Origin of the sequence: Arthrobacter sp. 2762, from assembly GCF_040548745.1 — a bacterium.
In the GTDB taxonomy this organism is placed as follows: domain Bacteria; phylum Actinomycetota; class Actinomycetes; order Actinomycetales; family Micrococcaceae; genus Arthrobacter.
Window position 1 is genome coordinate 1 of the sequence record NZ_JBEPSI010000015.1, and the last position, 16,511, is coordinate 16,511.

A 16,511-nucleotide genomic window follows, 5' to 3' on the forward strand; every position below is an offset into this window, starting at 1 on the left:
AACCTGCAAGAGATCAGGCCTCAAATGAATCGAATATCCCGCCATGACAACACCCATCCGATAAGTGTTGCAATCACCGCAAGAACCCAAGGATCCTTGGCCGGGCGCTGGCCGGCTTCTACCTTCCACAGGTGTGACAACATGTGTTCGTGTCCTTTGACGTGTACTTCCAGCGCTTCCGAGACGATGACAGCACCGCAGGCGGGTGGAGAGTTGCATGCGCCGGGGCCTCCGGCCATCTATCGTGCGAGAGAATCCCGAGCCGAATTTCGCACCCGTGGATTCAGACGGTGACGTGGCAACGATGAGAATGACTTACGCAAACTTAGACGCTGACAACATCGGAGGAACCAGCCAAGCTGACTACTTGGTTGGTATTGATGCCGATTTCACCGTCTCCGAGGGGTCGGTACTGCTCTATCGAGAGCAAGCCTTTCCCGTAGTCGAACTAGCTCGCAGCCTGGTCGTCTGGCTCAACGCCAACCCTCGAGGCGACTTCGTGTTCAACTCGATGTCCTTCGAAGAGGTGGGGGCGGTTTCACTGAAACGAGCGTCATCGGGATGGCTGGTGGAGTCAGTATTCAGTCCTGGTGTTGTCAGCAATCCACTCGATTGGGCGAATGTTGAGCATGGGTGCAAGGAATTTTTGGACCAAATAGAATTCGATCTTTTGTCGTTGGGGCTTGACCCTGCTGACGTGATCCATCGTTGAATCAACTTCGCCACCAACGAGATCCGCCCTCGCTGAGAAGGTGCCCCGGTAAGGGATGCCTCAGCGGACATGCTCTGTCGCAGAGAATGCACAACATCCCCTCGTTGACCCTAATTGCATAAAGCGCTCATATCGTGCGGCACCTATGCAAGGCTGATCAAATGAAGCTTCAGCCGACCCCTGCCCAGGCCATGGCCCTGGTAGCCTCCGGGCTGTTAGCCGTCGAGACCTTCCCTAACATTGCTGCCGAGTGGCTGGCAGAGGGCATGGATTCGGAGAACCTTCGCATGCTTGCAGGCGCCGACAAAGACGATCCGGACGACATCCGCGACTTATGGACGGCAACCTTAGAGGACCTGGAGATCCAGGCCGTTGCACTTGAAAACCGATGGCCACTGATCTGGGCATACGAACTAGCCACTTGGAAAGCTGGCGAGCGAACAAAAGGGCAAGTCATCCGAGACGCCGTTACGTACCTTCAAGAAGTCGAATATGCAGACCGGGACGCCGCCGAAGCATATGTCCTCTGGAAGCTTTGGGACGAGCTCACCAGCAACTACATCCCTCCAAGGACCGATGCTGAGATCTGGGCCGACGTGGATAGATACCTTCACAGCTTCGATTGACTGAACTCATATAAGTCAGCCCGCCCGAGAGATGGGGCGCCCGGCCAGGGATCCCTTATCGAAACGCGATCGTCCTTACGTCCTGCTCACCTCAGGGTGCTCCGGCTGCAAGTCTAAGAATCAACTGGATGCAGAATGAGGTCATGAATAAAGTGATCATCGGTCGTCAAGGCGAGCTTCACTTCCGTGCTGAACCGACAGAACGAAATCCGGACGGTACATCTGATTACCTCGTAGTCACAGCCAACCTCGAAGGACTCCGAGCCAGCAAACGAGTCTACGACTTCGACAGGTGGTCAGCGCTTCTTTCCTATTTCGAGGAACTCGAACTCAACTGGCGGGGCTGGGACGGCGACAAAACGTTCGACGCTCTGGAGGGGGACTTCCGGCTCTCTGCGAAGCACGATGGGCACGTGCGAGTCTCCTTCGAGCTGGAGGACTCCAACCCTCCGAATCCCTGGGCCGCCAAGGGCCAGATCGTTCTTGATCCCGGCGAAGAACTGACAGCCGCGGTGGAAGCACTGCGGGCTTTAGCGTCCGGCCGGTAAAGGATCCTTTACCGGTCGCCAAGCTTTCCTGGCCAACACGAACGGGAGTTGTCTGTAGTTTCCGTTACTGCCCGGAGAAAAATGCGAGTCCGCGCTGCCTACACGCACACCCAGCAGTAGAGCCCTTGCCCGGAGTCTTTGGATCGTCGGGCCAGGCTGGCCAAATCTTTGAGGAAACCGGCAAGAAGCGCCGGATCAGCGGCGTTCCAGAACTCCTCAGTCTCCGACCATGGGATCGCCACCTGCTCAAGGGCTTCGTCGGAAGCGGTGGCCAACGCTGTGGAAAGGGGCTCTGTTAGGGTCAGCACAAGACGCTCCCCACCATCCCGATCCGCGAGGGCTTGCCCGCTCCGTGGATCATCCATGACATCGTCAAAGGACCGTCCGGTGAGCAACTCTTCTAGTGTTCCCAGCTGCACGACGGGATCAATACCGTTGCCGGATACCGTGTCAAAAACTGCCGCCTCCTGGAAAGTCACGGTCGCCGGTGCCGCCGGTTGGCGTTTACGGCCGAAGATGCCTCGCCGGGGCTCGGCCGGCGGAGCGATCGCCGCCTGGGATCCGGGACCGCCGACACGATCGATCACCGAGGCTGCTTCCTCATCGGAGGCAGCAGTGAAGTAGTCAAAAAGAACGCCCATAATCGACATTCTCCACTACGTGAGGACGCCGGACGCCACGGCGTCAATTTCCCGCTGATAATCCCGTAGGTGACTAAGCCGGGCCGGCAACGAAGTCCGAACCAAGTGCGCCTTGTGGTGAACTACAGCCAACTTCATGAATCACCCGCCCGTAAACCGATCCCCTTGCGGGCTACCCATGCGCCAAATAGCGCTGTGAAAACGTCGCCGATTACTGCCGAAAGTGTCCGTTTCAGGAGTCGTTGCACTGGGTCCCGCGTAAGTACAAAATGAGTGCGGTGGACTGTTGACTTAGGTTTGTCAGTCTCGTGCACCGCCCTGATTCTTAGTTTTCCCGAGCCCGTATCGGACGTTAAAGCCAACGGACGGCGTCCCCCTCCATTCCGATCAGGTCAAGGCCATCGGTGGTTTCTACGCCATGGGCAAACCGTACCAAGACAGCGCCACCCTGCATGCGCTCGAACTCAGCTTGTATCCATAGCTCAAGCGGGAACGTCGACGCCGCCGTGATGTTGGCCCTGGTGACGACAGGGACCTTCTCAATGATCCGATGAGTCCGACCCTCTGCGTCGACAAGGTCGACCTCGATCCATCCCGGGAAGTCGTCGTCTGCCCATCGCACCGCAGTAGCCCGAACGATCAGATGCGTCATATCGCGATTGTTTCACTGGATCCAGTAGAGGGTGAGCAAGTCAGAGAGTACAGATGACAGGCCGTCGTGCCCAATCCATTGCGGGGAGGGGGCTTCCGAGCCAGGGTGAGATCAGGTCCTGGGGTGCCCGTAAGCCGGTCCCTCACCGTACATACTTAGGCGGCTAATCGGGCCTGCCCGGTTACCGACTCGCGACATGTACGTAAGACCCGCACGGTGCAATGCACGGTGATGGGGGGATAACTGCAACCGTGTTCCCTATGTATGACTGGAATGAAAATCGGCGCGTCTCAACGAGCGATCAGGACCTCACCGCCCAACGAAATGCGCTCCTTGCCTTGGGCGTAGAAGAGAAGCAGATCTTTGTCGACCACGGACTAACAGTTACGAACAGGGTACGCCCTGGGCTTCGTGAAGCGATGGCTGCGTGCCGGGGCGGCGAGACGCTCGTGGTGACCAAGCTCGATCGTTTGGCACGTTCCCTTTCTGACGCGAGGGACATAGCCGACGAGCTGACAGCGAAAGGGGTAGTCCTCAGTCTCGGTGGCAGCACCCACGATCCCACTGATCCCATAGGCCGGCTATTGTTCAACGTGCTGGGGATGGTGGCCGAGTTTGAGGCGGACCTTATCCGGATGCGCACCCGTGAGGGTATGGCGGTAGCTAAGGTGAAGGGGCGGCTGAAAGGCAAGCAGCCGAAATTATCCAAAACACAGCGGAAGCATCTTCTTACGCTGCACGACGCTGCCGAGTACACGCAGGCTGAGCTGGCGGAGCTGTTTGGTGTGTCCCGGACCACGGTCTACCGCGAGCTCCAGCGTCGCACGACCTAAAAGACCAGTGCGGCTGCTCCGCGCTTGGTGCAATGGGGGAGCGTCCCCGCTGACAAGGGAGGCTTGTGCGGGTACGCCAGTTCTAGGGAATCGAACAGTGCCCTTCAGAGTCATTGAGCCTGGGTTTGCGTGAAATCCGGTGGAAGTATTACTGTCTTTCTACTGAAACCGGCATGGGCGACCGAAGCCCGGGGAGGAGGAGCGCATCACCGCTGACCAATCCAAGCAACAGTGTCCCATTTCCGTTGAAAGCCCCTCTCAAGGGGCTTTCCTTATGTCAGGGTTCGTTAGCAACGGACCCGTCCTTGGGTTCCAGTGCCCGGTTCACGATCAGCTCGTCGCCGCCGCTGATGCCGGCCTGCTCCATCGATTGCCCGGTGACCCTGACGATAAAGGTGCTGGTCATCTCTTTGATCAGATGTTCGGTCAGATCGATGCGGCCCTCAAAGTACTCTTGGGCCGCCGAGGGGTGTCTGGGAGAGCTGCGCGGCTGGAACCCCCGCAGCCATCCCCGCCCAGAGGGTGTCGGTGGTGGCAGCAACAACGTCCTCAACACTGTTGCCGTCCAGCTGCTTGCCTGCCGCAAGGAGCGCGGCGCCATGCAAGCTCACGAAGCACACCATGGCCAGGGTTTCTGTGTCGCCCGGGGCCAAGTCCCCGCGATCCTGGGCCTCTGCAATGAGGGCTCGGGCCACATGGATCCCTTGCTCGCCGATGTTCCGCAACTCAGTGCTGGACCCGGGGTGATGCTTGGTGGAGTACATGACGGTCAAGAGTGCCGGGTGAGAAACCGCGAAGTCCACATAGGCGTTGGCTACGCTGGCAAAGCGCTGACGAAGGCCATCCCCGGCGTGGGCAGCGGCGAGTATGCGCTGGTTCATCAACTCAAACCCAGCCAGCGCCAAGGCGTCGATGAGGGCTTGCTTGTCGCGGAAATGTTTGGCCGGCGCGCCGTGGCTGACGTTAAGGTCCCGGGCCAACTGCCTTAGAGAGAGTCCGTCGACGCCGGCTTGCTCAATGGTTTCCATGGCGCGCTCCAATAGAGCCTCTCGCAGCTTGCCGTGGTGATAGGGCTGGTCCGTCATAACCATAGTTTAGCCGAGAAGTAGTCATTGACAACAATGTAGACAGTGCCTACGATGTTGGCATTGACTACTTCGGGTCGGGCGGGATTGCTCCCATGCCGGCCTCAACAGATTGGAACCGCCATGACCATGACCTATTCCGGTACCACTGCACTGATCACAGGTGCCAGTTCCGGGCTCGGCGCTGAATTTGCAGGCCGCTTTGCCGCCAGGGGTTCCAACCTGGTCCTCGTGGCCCGCCGCGCAGACCGTCTTGAAGAACTGGCAAAGCAATTGCGGGCCGAGCACGGCATAGCCGTCACCGTGCTGCCCATGGACCTGGGCCGGCCCGGTGTTGGCAAGGAACTCGTAGATGAAATGGCAAACCGCGGAATCACCGTGGACACCCTGATCAACAATGCGGGCTTCGGAACCCGCGCTCCATTGGTGGAGGAAGACCCGGAAGTCATCGCTTCCGAGATCGCACTCAACGTGGCTGCCTTGGTGGATATCACCCGGGCCTTCTTGCCGGGCATGCTCTCCTCGGGCAAGGGTGCGCTGGTGAATGTCGCCAGCACCGCCGCGTTCCAACCCATCCCCGGCATGGCCGTCTATGGGGCTACCAAGGCATTTGTCCTCAGCTTCACCGAGGCCGTTGCCCACGAGGCCAAGAGCTCGGGACTGCGTGTGCTTGCCCTCTGCCCGGGCGCCACCCGCACCGAGTTCTTCGATGTCCTCGGCAGCGAATCCGCGGCGGTCGGACGGATGCAAACTTCAGCGCAGGTTGTGCAAACAGCCCTCAAAGCGCTGGACCGCCCCGGAACTCCGGGAAGCGTTGTGTCCGGCTGGGCCAACCGGATCGCAGCAGGTCTCGCGCAGCGCTTGCCGAGGGCGCTCGCGGTGGGCATCGCTGCCCGTGCTGTGCAGGAGTAGTTCCAGGGCAGGAGTAGTGCCCGGCAGCAGGGCAGGAGTAGTGCCTGTGCGGGAGTAGTGCTGTACCCGAGTAGGTGCTGCGCGGGACTTTACGGATAGCCTGAAGAAAGGTCCGATCCCTGTTCGGTGCCTACATCAATCCGGAGGCCAGCATGACCGAACCACGCTTCACCGTTGAGACGGCGAAGATACTCGCCGAGGTGGCCCACAACCGCCAAAAGGACAAGCTCAAGCGCCCTTATCGGGAGCATGTCCTGGCGGTGGGGGACGCGCTCGCCGACTTCGACGAGGACATCCAGATTGCGGGCTACCTTCACGACATCGCCGAGGATACTCCCATCACGCGGCAAGCCCTGTTGGATATGGGAGTCTCCGAGCGCGCCCTCGCAATCATCGAACGTGTCACACGCCGCTTCCACGATGACCCCGACGACTATGAAGCAGGGATCCGGTTTGTGGCCGAAGACCACGATGCCACCTTGGTCAAAATTGCCGATAATGCCCACAATTCGCTTCCGGAACGCGTTCAGGCGCTGGCAGAGAAATGGCCTGACAAGCCGCCCATGACCCGCTATGCCGACGCCCGTCCGGTGCTCTATACGGCCGTGCCGCGGGAAGAAGTGGAGTTGATCCTGCAGCGGGTCAACCCGTATCTGCTCCCGGAGCTTGACGAAATCGTTCCTGACTAACCCCTGGGGTCAGCCCTCCATCAGGCGCCGACGATGCTTGAGCTCCTTGGTCCATTCCTTCGTTTGCCTCGCCGCGAACGGTGAGGCGCCGCCGTCAAGGTCGCTGATCAAGGAGCCAGTTGCTTTGAGGGCGATGTCCACTGAATGCTGTGCCGCCCGCTCCGTCAGCCCAAGCTTCGCGGCCCAGGCGAGGAAGTGCTTGAGGGAGATGCCGGTCTTCTTCCCACCGACAGCCAACGCCAGCGTCTTGTCGCCGTAAACCACTGTGGAGGGAATGTCGTAGACCGGGGCAATGGTGAATTCGCGCGCGCCAAGAACTCCAGGCGCCTCCACCATGGAAACGTTCTTGGCATGAAGGTCCCCGTTCCCTGTCAGCCAGGCAAATGCGAGTTGGATGACCAGATTCCGCAGTGCTGGAAGGCGCGCAGGGCAATGCCCGGCCAGCGCCGCACAGACTTCGCTGAACGGAACGCTGTACTTGTCCGCCGGGTACAGCCCCAGGATCTGGGCGCCGTCCTCCACCGCCAGCCGCAGCGGCGAGCCGTCGGCAGCAGTGACCCGATCAAAACGCTCCACCAAAAGGCCCGCCCGGCCAACGACGTCGTGCACCAACTGCACGTTGCTCACAGGAATCCGCAGCCGACGCGCATAACGGAACATCAGGAACTCGTTTTCCACCACCGAGGGGAACTCCGGGGCGTTGAGCTTAAGGATGTATCGCTTGCCCGCCTGCGCCACGGGGAGTGAAATCATCCCGGCAGATAACTTGTCCTGCACACCCGCCAACGCTACGGGATCGATCAATCCGGAATCGCCCAGTAACGCATCAAAGTCCAGCGGCAGTTTTGAATCAAGCACGACGGCGGCACCGCCTTCCGCCAGGGCCTCGCCGTGGGGGACTGTCTGGACATCGCCCACTGCGTCGCCGCCTGCCGCCATGAGGAGGGCGAGTTCGTCGTCCGCGCTCGCCTTGACGCTGCGTCGCAGCGAGTTGAGTCGCCGGCCCTCAGGCAGCAGGCCGGTGAAGTAGGGCGGTACTGCACCGCTGGGAGTGAAAACAGGCTCGGCGCTCACGGGGAGCGTCGTTGCCACGGCAGGTAGGCCGGCGTCGAGGTACTTCGGGAGGTAGCTGAACTTGGTGCCGCCCTCATGCCGTTCGAGGCGCGCAGCCAGGATGCCCTGCTTGTAGACGTCGGCGATGCGGTGGAAGGTCATGGTGCTGTCTCAGAAGCTGTCTCAGAAGCGGTAGGCCTGCCGGCTTGGTGGAGGGAAAGTTCCAGGCCGAGGGTGTCGAGCACCGCCAAAAGGGGCTCAAGCTGGACTGTGCTCTTGCCTGTTTCCACGAACCGGACGAACCGTTCTGAGACGCCCGCAAGATCGGCGAGGTCCTGTTGGCTCAGCCTCAACGACGTACGACGGGCGCGTACTTCAGAACCCAGAGTTGCCATGAGGTTCGTAGCCGCCATGAGGTCCTCCGCACTCCTGCAAATCGGTACGAACGTACCGATTCCCCAAGTTTGCACCCGTTAGCAGGGAGAAAACAAGGCGTTCCAAGGAAAACCGGCACGAACGTACCGCCTCCGTCAGTGCGCCTTAGCCCGCCGCCGTCTCCAGCCGACGCAGGGCTGCTGCCCGGCCCTTGTGTCCCCGGCGCTCATCGAAAATGATCGAGAGGCCAAGCACCACCATCATTTCCAGCATGCACAGAGGCAGGGATGCCCCCGCTGCCGCCATGGCGATGCTTCCCGCCAAGGCGATCACCACCAGGGCTGAGCTCCAGAGAAGCTCCCGGTCCGGGCCGAGCATGATGCTGTACAAGGTGCTGAGCGAGACCTTGAACAGGATGACAGGGATGGCGATGGAGGCGACTGCACCGGCCGCCGGGATGTGTGCCTCATGGTCGATGAAGTAGGCGGCAACGTGAAGTCCGGCGCCGGTGGCCGCGATGGCCGCGAAGAGGGGGATGTGCCCGTAGCCGAATATCCATGAGCGATGCCGCTGCACGTGGAGGGCAGGACCTGAAGGTAGGATGAAGTAAATCCACCACATGGCGAAAGCCAAGCCCGTCCCGCTCAAACCAACCAGCGCAGCATCCAAGGTCCAGCCATGGAGGGCAACGATCGCACGCAGCGTTTCAATGGCACCGATCAAACATTCACCCAACGCAATAATGGCCAGGAGCCCGTATCGTTCGGCGATGTGATGGGCATGCCACGGGGTGTTGATATTCCGTTCCGCGAAGTACGGCGCCGCCATCTCCAGGATGAACAACGGGGCAGCCATGAGGAAGGTAGTGGCCACGCTCGCATCGATCAAGAGGACCGCCACCCAGCCGACTTGCACCACTGCAACGTACTTTGCATACCGCAAACACGTTTCACGGCGGGCAGGATCCTGGCGGGCAGCGCGCAACCACTGGAAGATCAGGGCCACACGCATAATGATGTAGCCGAGCACCATGGCCACGTTGTCCACGTGCTTGCCTTCGATGATCGAGTGGAACATCGGCTCTATGCCCATGGCCAGGATGAGCACACCCACCATTTGGATCATGGTGACCACCCGGAACACCCAGTCGTCGGTGTCGTAGGCGCTGGCGAACCACGTGAAGTTGATCCAGGCCCAGATCACCGCGAACATGGCGAACGCGAACGCCAGGAGCCCAGGCCAGAAATGTGCCTCCGCCACAGCATGGGCGAATTGGCTCCCGGCTACTCCGAAGGCAATAACAAACGTCAGGTCGAAAAACAGCTCCAGCGGAGTGGCCGTGCGGTGCTTTTCGTGGGGATCTCGGCCGCCCATGCGGGACAGCGCATGGCGCAGGGGATTTGTGGACATGGGTCAAAGATTACCGGTGCACCTGCTCCCGCGCCGAGATCGCGGGAGGACGTCCGAGATCGCCGGAGCGCTCCAGCGATCTCGCCGCGTTCCGGCGATCTCGCCGATCGAACCCTTACACGCGGCCCAGCACATCGATGTCTTCGAGGAACTCCTGGTACACCTCGTCGCTCACCGTCGTGCGGGTATCGGCGATGGCGTCGAGGTAGTCCTGCGTGACAGGGCCTTTCCGTCCGTTCGACGAAACTGTGGACGACGCACCCGAAGTAGCGGCGTCGTCGTACACGGCTTTTTCCAAGGCGCGCTGGGAGGCGCTGCGTGCCGCGAACTCAATGTCCGCGGGCGAGAAGCCCTGGGTGCGCTCCACCAACTGGGCAATGTCGACGTCGTCCACCACGGTGGCAGGGATGAACCGCTGCCACATGGCCTCGCGGGCGTGGACGTCCGGCAGACCGATGGGGATGACGTAATCGAAACGACCGTGGCGCAGGAACGCGGTGTCCAGAGCGCGGATGAAGTTGGTGGCACAGACCAAGAGACGGCCGGGCTGTTCGCGGAATGCCGGGATGATCTTGAGGAGCTCGTTGGTAACGCCCTGCAACGGCGACGGCGGATCACCTGCCCGCTGCGAGGCGATCTCCTCCACTTCGTCAATGAACACCACGGCGTGTTCCAGCTCGGCGATTTCCAGGAATGTCTCCCGCAGCGCACCGGCCAGGCCCTTGGGATCAGACGCCAAGCGGGACGGGAACACCTCCACGAACGGCCACTCCAGCCGCGACGCGATCGCCTTGGCGAAGGTGGTCTTGCCGGTGCCCGGCGGCCCAAAAAGCACGACGGCGCGCGGCGGCACTACGCCGTACTCGTCGGCGAGGTCGGCCTCAGCCAGCGGGAGAACCAGACGGCGTTCCAACAGTTCCTTCTCGCGCTTCATGCCCGCCACGTTTTCCCACAGGTCACGGGCCAGGATCCGGCCGCCCAGCAGGCTCAGGGGTTCCAGTTCCTGGCGTTGCACGGGGATGGTCCGCTCGAAGTAGCGCAGATTCTTCTTCACCACAAAGCCGCGGCCCAGGAACGCTTCCACGCGGGTCTCGGTTTCCGGCATGAGTGCGGACAGTTTGTTGAGGCCGTGCGGAGCCATGCGGTTTTCGACGGCGGACAGCAACGAAGTGCCGATGCCCCTGCCACGGAACTCCGTGAGTGTGGCGAGGAAAACGACCCAACCTTGGTCATGCGCCGCACGTCCAACCGCGGCGCCAACCACTTGGTCGCCCTGGACCGCCACTACTGCGTGGTCCTTTTCGCACGAGGCAAGCACCTCGGAGAGTGCGTATACGGGCTCCACACCATCAGCCTTGAGTGACTCCCAGAGGTGCAGGATGCCGTCAAGATCGGACGAATGGAAGTCCCTGATACGCCAGTTGGTCATGGGGGTTTCTCCTGGGTGTGCTTGGTGGATCGCCGTTGATTCCTTGGAGTTGAGCATAGGCGAACCACCCGTCCAGTACGTTGCGGGCCCGTTGCGTTACGGAGGAAACCCACGACGGCGGCCTGTCGGCACCCGCTTTCGTCCCGGCGTCGTGCATGCCATCTAGGATTGGCGCAACAGACCGGTGTGGCGCGCGTTGCGAGGGAGAATCGTGGGCTTGTTTTCTGGGAAAGCGACCGTGGGCGGTAGTACGGCTGGGTTGTTGTGTGCGCTGCTGATGGGCACATCCTTGGCGCCCCCGGCGAACGCTGCCGATGCCGACGATCTTGTCATTTATGGCCCCAATATTGTGGGTGCGGCGCTGTCCGTCGAGGGAGCTTACGACTACTTCACCGCATGCGATCCAAACCCTCAGGTGAACTACACCGTCCAATGGCTGCGGGACGGTGAGCCCGTGGCGCCTAGTCCTGGGTATTCCCCAGCGCTCCATGCACTGACCATTGATGATCTTGGAACCAGGATCTCCGCTATTGTCAGCGGTGCTCAGGAGTGCCCGCCCGTTCGGGTGGACGATCCAAGGGTGATCCGGAAAGAACCGCCACGGGCCGAGGGCTTCACGGGGCGGGGTGCCTTTGAATTGGAGGCACGCCGCTCGGACGGGGTGCTGTTTTCGTATCTGGGCCAAGACACGTCGCAAGGCTGGAAGAGCGTCCTGCGAATCGGGCCGGGCTGGGAGTCCTTTACGAGAATCATCGCCGCCGGCGATGTTACGGCCGATGGCCGCAACGACGTCCTGGTCACCGAAGCCTCAGGCACACTCGTTCTGTACGAGGGATACGGCGACGGCGCGTTCACCACCCACTACCGCAACCAGGTCGGCTGGGGGTGGAACGCCATGGACAGCGTCATCGGGCCGGGAGACTTCGATGGCAACGGACTCAACGATCTTTTGGCGACTCAACCCAACGGAGACCTTTTTCTCTACCCCAGGGTTGAGCGAGGCTCGTGGAGCCTTCGGATCAAAGTTGGCGTGGGGTGGGGAATGATGGAGCTGATTTTCGCGCCGGGAGACTTTGACGGTGACGGAAACGTCGACGTGATGGCCAAAGACAAGGACGGCAGACTGTACCTCTACAGAGGCGATGGCCATGGCGGATGGGCGGGTTCACACCAGATCGGGCAGGGTTGGGATGTCTTGACCATGATTGGCAGCGCCGGCGATTTCAACCGGGATGGCTTCAACGACGTCCACGGCGTAAACGCGGCCGGTCATTTGTTGATGTACTACGGCGATGGTCGCGGCGGGTGGAAAGGCGTCGAGAAGGTCGGATGGGGTTGGAACGGCTTTAACGGGCTCTATTGAGGGCTAACCGTGGTCCTTGCGGCACAACTTAGGAGAAAGTCCACACACATGTTTGCTGGAAAGAAGAGGGGAATCCGCCGGGCAAGCGCTTCAGGGCTCCTGTCTCTCCTCCTGGTGATGGCCCTGGTCCCCGCCGCCCGGGCGGTCGACGCCGATGATGTTCGAATACATGGCAACACAATCGTTGGCTCCACTTTGACCGTGCAGGAAGCCGACACCTATTTTGAAGGCTGCAGCGGCAGCTGGAAACCGAACCACACTATCCAATGGCTGAGGGATGGGGTGCCCATTCCGGTTGGCCCTCCGTACAACGAGTACTTGTACGAACTGAAAACAGGCGATCTCGGTCACAGGTTTTCTGCAGTTGTCACGGCTTCGCCCGTCAATTGTGCTGGTAGGACACTGACGACGCCTCCATCGGACGTCATCAGAAAGGAACCCATGCGGGCCGAGGGGTTCACCGGGCGGGACTCCTTTGAGATCATGGCCCGCAGGCATGACGGCACCCTGATGTTGTACCTCGGCCGCGACAGTTCAAAGGGCTGGAAGGAAGTCCGGCAGGTTGGGCCGGGTTGGGAAGGCTTCACCAGAATCATCGGCGCCGGCGATTTTGGGAACGATGGTGTCAACGACCTCATCACATCGAACAGTGAGGGGAGGATGTTCCAGTTCAACGGCACCGGCGACGGCGGTTTCCACACCTACCAGAATCCCGAAATCGACTATGGCTTCGGTCCGGGTTGGAATGCTTTTGATAAAGTCCTGGGGCCTGGCGACTTCGATGGAGATGGCCTGAATGACCTGCTCGCAAGCGAACCTAACGGCGAGCTGTATCTCTTTCCTTCAAGTTTTGAGCGGGTCATCAAGCCCGGCGTCCTGGTCGGCCACGGCTGGGATGTCATGGATCTTCTGATCGGCCCGGGCGATTGGGATGGGGACGGCAACGTGGACGTCCTGGCAAAGGACAAATCCGGGAGGCTCTATTTCTACGGCGGAGACGGTCGCGGTGGTTGGACGGTGGCGCGCCAGATCGGCCAGGGCTGGAATACGCTGACGATGATTGGCAGCGCCGGCGATTTCAACCGGGATGGTTTCAACGACGTCCACGGCGTCAACAGTGCGGGTGACCTCGTCATGTACTACGGCGATGGCCGCGGCGGTTGGAAGGGCGTCGAGACTGTCGGTTGGGGCTGGAGCATTTTCAACGGGCTCTACTAGGGGGAGGGCGAGCATGTCGCCAAAGAACTCGATCATCAAAAGCATTGCGGCGCTGTTGTTCGGTCCGGCGCTGGTTGTTTCGGGCTTCGTTTCCCCTGCCCACGCTGCGGATGCGTCTGGCGTGAAGATCTCCGGTGCACCTATTGTCGGCTCGGCGCTGTTCGTTGAGGGTGCCCAGGACTACTTTTCGGGCTGCGGAGGGGACGGGGATCCTGGCTACTCCGTCCAATGGCTCCGGGACGGCCAACCCGTAGACGGGAACCCGCTCTATGACCCGAAACTCTACGTTGTGGAGAAAGACGACCTTGGCGGGCGAATCTCGGCAACAGTCAAGGCTTCGCCCGGCAAGTGCCCCGGCCAGGAACTGGTCACGGAAGCAACACCGGCCGTAGCGCAGGGACCGGTGCGCGCGGCTGGCTTCACCGGCCGTGGGGTTTTTGAGCTGGTTGGCCGTACCCATGGCGGCGCACTCATGCTCTACCTCGGTAAGGACAACGTCAAAGGGTGGAAGGAATCCCGCTATGTAGGTCCTGGGTGGGGCTTTTTCACCACGATCATCGCCCCGGGCGACGTGACCCACGACGGCATCGCCGACCTCATGGCGGAGAAGAGTTCTACGATGCTCTACCGCTACCCGGGAACGGGCGACGGAGGGTTCCATACGCTGTACCCGCAAGCCACCTGGGAGTGGCAGCCGACGGTTCTTGCGATTGGACCAGGGGACTTCGACGGGGACGGAATGAACGATCTCCTCAGCGCAGAGACGAACGGCGACCTTTACATCTACCCGTCCAAGCCCTTCGGCAGCTGGAATCCGCGCGTGAAAGTCGGCCAAGGCTGGGACGTCATGGACCTGCTCATCGGGCCTGGTGACTGGGATGGAGACGGCAACGTTGACGTTCTGGCGAAGGACAAAGCCGGACGCCTGTATCTGTATGGCGGCGACGGCCACGGTGGATGGACCATAGCGCGGCAGATTGGGCAGGGTTGGGATGCCTTGACGATGATCGGCAGTGCTGGCGACTTCAACCGGGACGGTTTCAACGATGTCCACGGCGTGAATGCCGCTGGCGATCTGGTGATGTACTACGGCGATGGCCAAGGCGGTTGGAAGGGCGTCGAGACTGTCGGTTGGGGCTGGAACGTCTTCAACGGGCTCTACTGAAACGCCACCAAACCAGCCCCAACCCCAGCATCCCCTAGCAGAGCACCCCTACTGAACCGGCCTTAGCCGCAAGCCTTGCATGCCGCCGTCGACGGCCAAGGAGGTTCCCGACGTCGAACCGGACAGCGGGCTCGCGAGGTAGGCCACCGCGCCTGCGACCTCGGCCGGGTCCACCATCCGGCCGTGCGGTTGACGGGCGTTGAGGGCGGCGCGCTCAGCCGCCGGGTCAGCGGCGGAATCCAGGAGGCGCCCCACCCAGGGCGTGTCCACAGTGCCTGGGTTGACGCAGTTCACTCGGATGCCCTCGCGAACGTGGTCGGCAGCCATGGCAAGTGTCAAGGACAGTACCGCGCCCTTGGACGCCGAGTACAGCGCCCGCTGGGGAAGCCCGGCGGTCGCGGCAATCGAGCAGGTGTTCACGATGGCCGCGGACGGCGACTCTCGCAGGTACGGCAGGGCCGCACGGCTGACGCGCGCGATTCCCACGACGTTGATGTTCAGGACCCGGAGCCATTCGTCGTCGTCGTTTGCGGCGATGTCGCCTTGGGCGCCTATGCCGGCGTTGTTGACCACTATGTCCAGCCGGCCAAACTCCTTGGCAACATTCTCGACGGCGGTTCGCACCGAGGCGTCATCGGCCACGTTGCATTCCACGCCGAAGTGCGGGCTTGTTTCCGGTGTCAGGTCCAAGACGGCCACCTGCGCGCCACCGGCGGCGAGCCGGTCAGCGATGGCCGCTCCAATGCCGGAGGCTCCACCGGTCACGAGTGCTGCCAGGCCGTCGAATTCCTTGCCCACTACGGATGCCATCAGGCGTTGATGTGGGCAGGGGCGGCGGAAACAGTCCCGGCCTGCGCGCGGTAGTATTCCTGCCGCTGGCGTCCCAGGCCGTCAATCTCCAGTTCCACCACGTCACCGGGCTGGATGTACGGGAATCGACCGGACAGGGCCACGCCCTCGGGTGTGCCGGTGATGATGACATCGCCCGGCTCCAGAACCATGTACTGGCTGAGGTGGTGGACGATCGTGGCAGGATCGAAAATCATGTCCGAGGTGTTCGAGTCCTGGCGGGCTTCGCCGTTGACCAGGGTCATCAGCCGGAGGTTGCCGGCATCCACGTCAGCTGCGGGAACCAGCCACGGGCCCAGGGGAGTGGAGGCGGGGAGCGACTTGCCCTTGGTCCATTGTCCGGCGGCTCCCGGGATCTGGTAGTCGCGCTCGGAGAGGTCGTTGGCCACTGCGTAGCCGGCGATGCATACTTTAGCCTCGTCCACGGAGGAAAGGTAGGACGCTTCCTTGCCGATCACGATTGCCAATTCCACCTCCCAGTCATACTTTTCCGACGACGGCGGGATGGGGGCAGCGTCGAAAGGTCCGCTGATGGTGTTGGTCGGCTTCAGGAAAACCACCGGTACCTCGGGCGGCGTCGCACCGGATTCGGCGGCGTGCGCGGTGTAGTTCAGGCCGATGCAGATGACCGAGCCTGGACGGGCCACAGGCGCTCCGATGCGCAGGCCTTCGGCTTGGATTTCAGGAAGTTCCCCGGATTGGAGGGCTGCACGGGTGCGGGTGAAGCCGTCTGAGGCGAGGAAAACGCCGTCGATGTCGTTGGTCAGCGGCGAGAGATCGAAGTACTTCTCTGTGCCGTCGGCGTCCTTGGCGATGACGGCCGGTTGTTCGTTTCCGGCCGTACCCAGCCTGGCGAATTTCAAGGTCATGGCTTCCTCCGTGCGTTTGGGACTAACATCCGAGCTCTAGTGTGCTGTTTCACTACATAATACGGAAATGTGACCCATTGAC

Annotated in this window: 19 protein-coding genes and 1 pseudogene; 9 read left to right on the forward strand and 11 right to left on the reverse strand. The window is 61.4% G+C overall.

The genetic code is table 11. From position 1 onward, the window contains the following. Positions 1 to 20: 20 nt before the first annotated feature. Positions 21 to 143 carry a hypothetical protein gene (locus ABIE18_RS20655; protein WP_499724394.1) on the reverse strand — a complete coding sequence of 41 codons (123 nt, stop codon included), beginning with the start codon at positions 141 to 143 and terminating at the stop codon, positions 21 to 23. A gap of 167 nt (positions 144 to 310) precedes the next feature. Between ABIE18_RS20655 and ABIE18_RS20660 the strand changes: the two genes are divergently transcribed. From ABIE18_RS20660 to ABIE18_RS20670, 3 genes are all read left to right on the forward strand, one after another. After that, positions 311 to 712, forward strand: coding sequence for a DUF7878 domain-containing protein (locus tag ABIE18_RS20660; protein WP_499724395.1), 402 nt, complete (start codon positions 311 to 313; stop codon positions 710 to 712). Positions 713 to 873: 161 nt separating this feature from the next. Next, on the forward strand, positions 874 to 1,338 hold the full coding sequence (locus ABIE18_RS20665) for a hypothetical protein (RefSeq protein ID WP_499724396.1): 465 nt from the start codon (positions 874 to 876) through the stop codon (positions 1,336 to 1,338). A 143-nt stretch (positions 1,339 to 1,481) separates the two neighbouring features. Then, the gene (locus tag ABIE18_RS20670; RefSeq protein ID WP_499724397.1) at positions 1,482 to 1,886 is read left to right on the forward strand and encodes a DUF6228 family protein; all 405 of its coding nucleotides are present in this window, start codon (positions 1,482 to 1,484) and stop codon (positions 1,884 to 1,886) included. Positions 1,887 to 1,984: 98 nt separating this feature from the next. Here the strand turns inward: ABIE18_RS20670 and ABIE18_RS20675 are convergent, their stop codons facing one another. Beyond that, entirely contained in the window at positions 1,985 to 2,527 is a 543-nt protein-coding gene (locus ABIE18_RS20675) for a hypothetical protein (RefSeq protein ID WP_499724398.1), read from the reverse strand. A gap of 352 nt (positions 2,528 to 2,879) precedes the next feature. After that, positions 2,880 to 3,179, reverse strand: a complete 300-nt coding sequence (locus ABIE18_RS20680) for a hypothetical protein (protein ID WP_499724399.1) — start codon at positions 3,177 to 3,179, stop codon at positions 2,880 to 2,882. Positions 3,180 to 3,439: 260 nt separating this feature from the next. On the opposite strand from ABIE18_RS20680, the gene ABIE18_RS20685 reads away from it, so the two are divergent. After that, a complete protein-coding gene (locus ABIE18_RS20685) occupies positions 3,440 to 4,012 on the forward strand; it encodes a recombinase family protein (RefSeq protein WP_499724400.1) in 573 nt (190 codons plus the stop codon). Positions 4,013 to 4,304: 292 nt separating this feature from the next. Here the strand turns inward: ABIE18_RS20685 and ABIE18_RS20690 are convergent. Further along, positions 4,305 to 4,568 (reverse strand): annotated as a pseudogene (locus ABIE18_RS20690) (LexA family protein); the annotation flags it as partial. Further along, positions 4,456 to 5,097 (reverse strand): TetR/AcrR family transcriptional regulator, encoded by a 642-nt coding sequence (locus ABIE18_RS20695; RefSeq protein WP_499724401.1) that lies wholly within the window; start codon positions 5,095 to 5,097, stop codon positions 4,456 to 4,458. The gene ABIE18_RS20695 and the pseudogene ABIE18_RS20690, both read right to left, overlap by 113 nt. Positions 5,098 to 5,220: 123 nt before the next feature. Here ABIE18_RS20695 and ABIE18_RS20700 point away from each other — a divergent pair, with 123 nt between their 5' ends. After that, positions 5,221 to 6,009 carry an SDR family NAD(P)-dependent oxidoreductase gene (locus ABIE18_RS20700; RefSeq protein ID WP_499724402.1) on the forward strand — a complete coding sequence of 263 codons (789 nt, stop codon included), beginning with the start codon at positions 5,221 to 5,223 and terminating at the stop codon, positions 6,007 to 6,009. A 152-nt stretch (positions 6,010 to 6,161) separates the two neighbouring features. After that, complete coding sequence (locus ABIE18_RS20705; RefSeq protein ID WP_498698431.1) at positions 6,162 to 6,698, forward strand: HD domain-containing protein; 537 nt, start codon at positions 6,162 to 6,164, stop codon at positions 6,696 to 6,698. 9 nt (positions 6,699 to 6,707) lie between these two features. On the opposite strand, the gene ABIE18_RS20710 is transcribed toward ABIE18_RS20705, so the two are convergent. The 4 genes from ABIE18_RS20710 to ABIE18_RS20725 form a co-directional block, all read right to left on the reverse strand. Then, positions 6,708 to 7,913, reverse strand: coding sequence for a type II toxin-antitoxin system HipA family toxin (locus ABIE18_RS20710; protein WP_499724403.1), 1,206 nt, complete (start codon positions 7,911 to 7,913; stop codon positions 6,708 to 6,710). Next, positions 7,910 to 8,164: a helix-turn-helix transcriptional regulator gene (locus ABIE18_RS20715; RefSeq protein WP_499724404.1), complete on the reverse strand. Its 255-nt coding sequence runs from the start codon at positions 8,162 to 8,164 to the stop codon at positions 7,910 to 7,912. The genes ABIE18_RS20710 and ABIE18_RS20715 overlap by 4 nt, the downstream gene beginning before the upstream one ends. A 127-nt stretch (positions 8,165 to 8,291) precedes the next feature. Beyond that, positions 8,292 to 9,536 carry a low temperature requirement protein A gene (locus tag ABIE18_RS20720; protein WP_499724405.1) on the reverse strand — a complete coding sequence of 415 codons (1,245 nt, stop codon included), beginning with the start codon at positions 9,534 to 9,536 and terminating at the stop codon, positions 8,292 to 8,294. A 115-nt stretch (positions 9,537 to 9,651) separates the two neighbouring features. Further along, complete coding sequence (locus ABIE18_RS20725) at positions 9,652 to 10,965, reverse strand: ATP-binding protein (RefSeq protein ID WP_442006812.1); 1,314 nt, start codon at positions 10,963 to 10,965, stop codon at positions 9,652 to 9,654. Between the two features lie 238 nt (positions 10,966 to 11,203). Here ABIE18_RS20725 and ABIE18_RS20730 point away from each other — a divergent pair, with 238 nt between their 5' ends. Genes ABIE18_RS20730 through ABIE18_RS20740 form a run of 3 tightly spaced genes read left to right on the forward strand, consistent with a single transcriptional unit; the run spans position 11,204 to position 14,711 of the window. Then, a complete protein-coding gene (locus ABIE18_RS20730) occupies positions 11,204 to 12,328 on the forward strand; it encodes an FG-GAP repeat domain-containing protein (RefSeq protein ID WP_499724406.1) in 1,125 nt (374 codons plus the stop codon). A 48-nt stretch (positions 12,329 to 12,376) separates the two neighbouring features. Continuing rightward, complete coding sequence (locus tag ABIE18_RS20735; protein WP_499724407.1) at positions 12,377 to 13,546, forward strand: FG-GAP repeat domain-containing protein; 1,170 nt, start codon at positions 12,377 to 12,379, stop codon at positions 13,544 to 13,546. Positions 13,547 to 13,559: 13 nt separating this feature from the next. Further along, positions 13,560 to 14,711, forward strand: a complete 1,152-nt coding sequence (locus ABIE18_RS20740) for an FG-GAP repeat domain-containing protein (protein WP_499724408.1) — start codon at positions 13,560 to 13,562, stop codon at positions 14,709 to 14,711. Positions 14,712 to 14,759: 48 nt separating this feature from the next. Here ABIE18_RS20740 and ABIE18_RS20745 read toward each other — a convergent pair whose 3' ends face one another. After that, the gene (locus tag ABIE18_RS20745) at positions 14,760 to 15,521 is read right to left on the reverse strand and encodes an SDR family NAD(P)-dependent oxidoreductase (RefSeq protein WP_499724409.1); all 762 of its coding nucleotides are present in this window, start codon (positions 15,519 to 15,521) and stop codon (positions 14,760 to 14,762) included. Then, positions 15,521 to 16,429 (reverse strand): fumarylacetoacetate hydrolase family protein, encoded by a 909-nt coding sequence (locus tag ABIE18_RS20750; RefSeq protein WP_499724410.1) that lies wholly within the window; start codon positions 16,427 to 16,429, stop codon positions 15,521 to 15,523. Before ABIE18_RS20750 ends, ABIE18_RS20745 begins: the two co-directional genes overlap by 1 nt. Between the last annotated feature and the right edge of the window lie 82 nt (positions 16,430 to 16,511).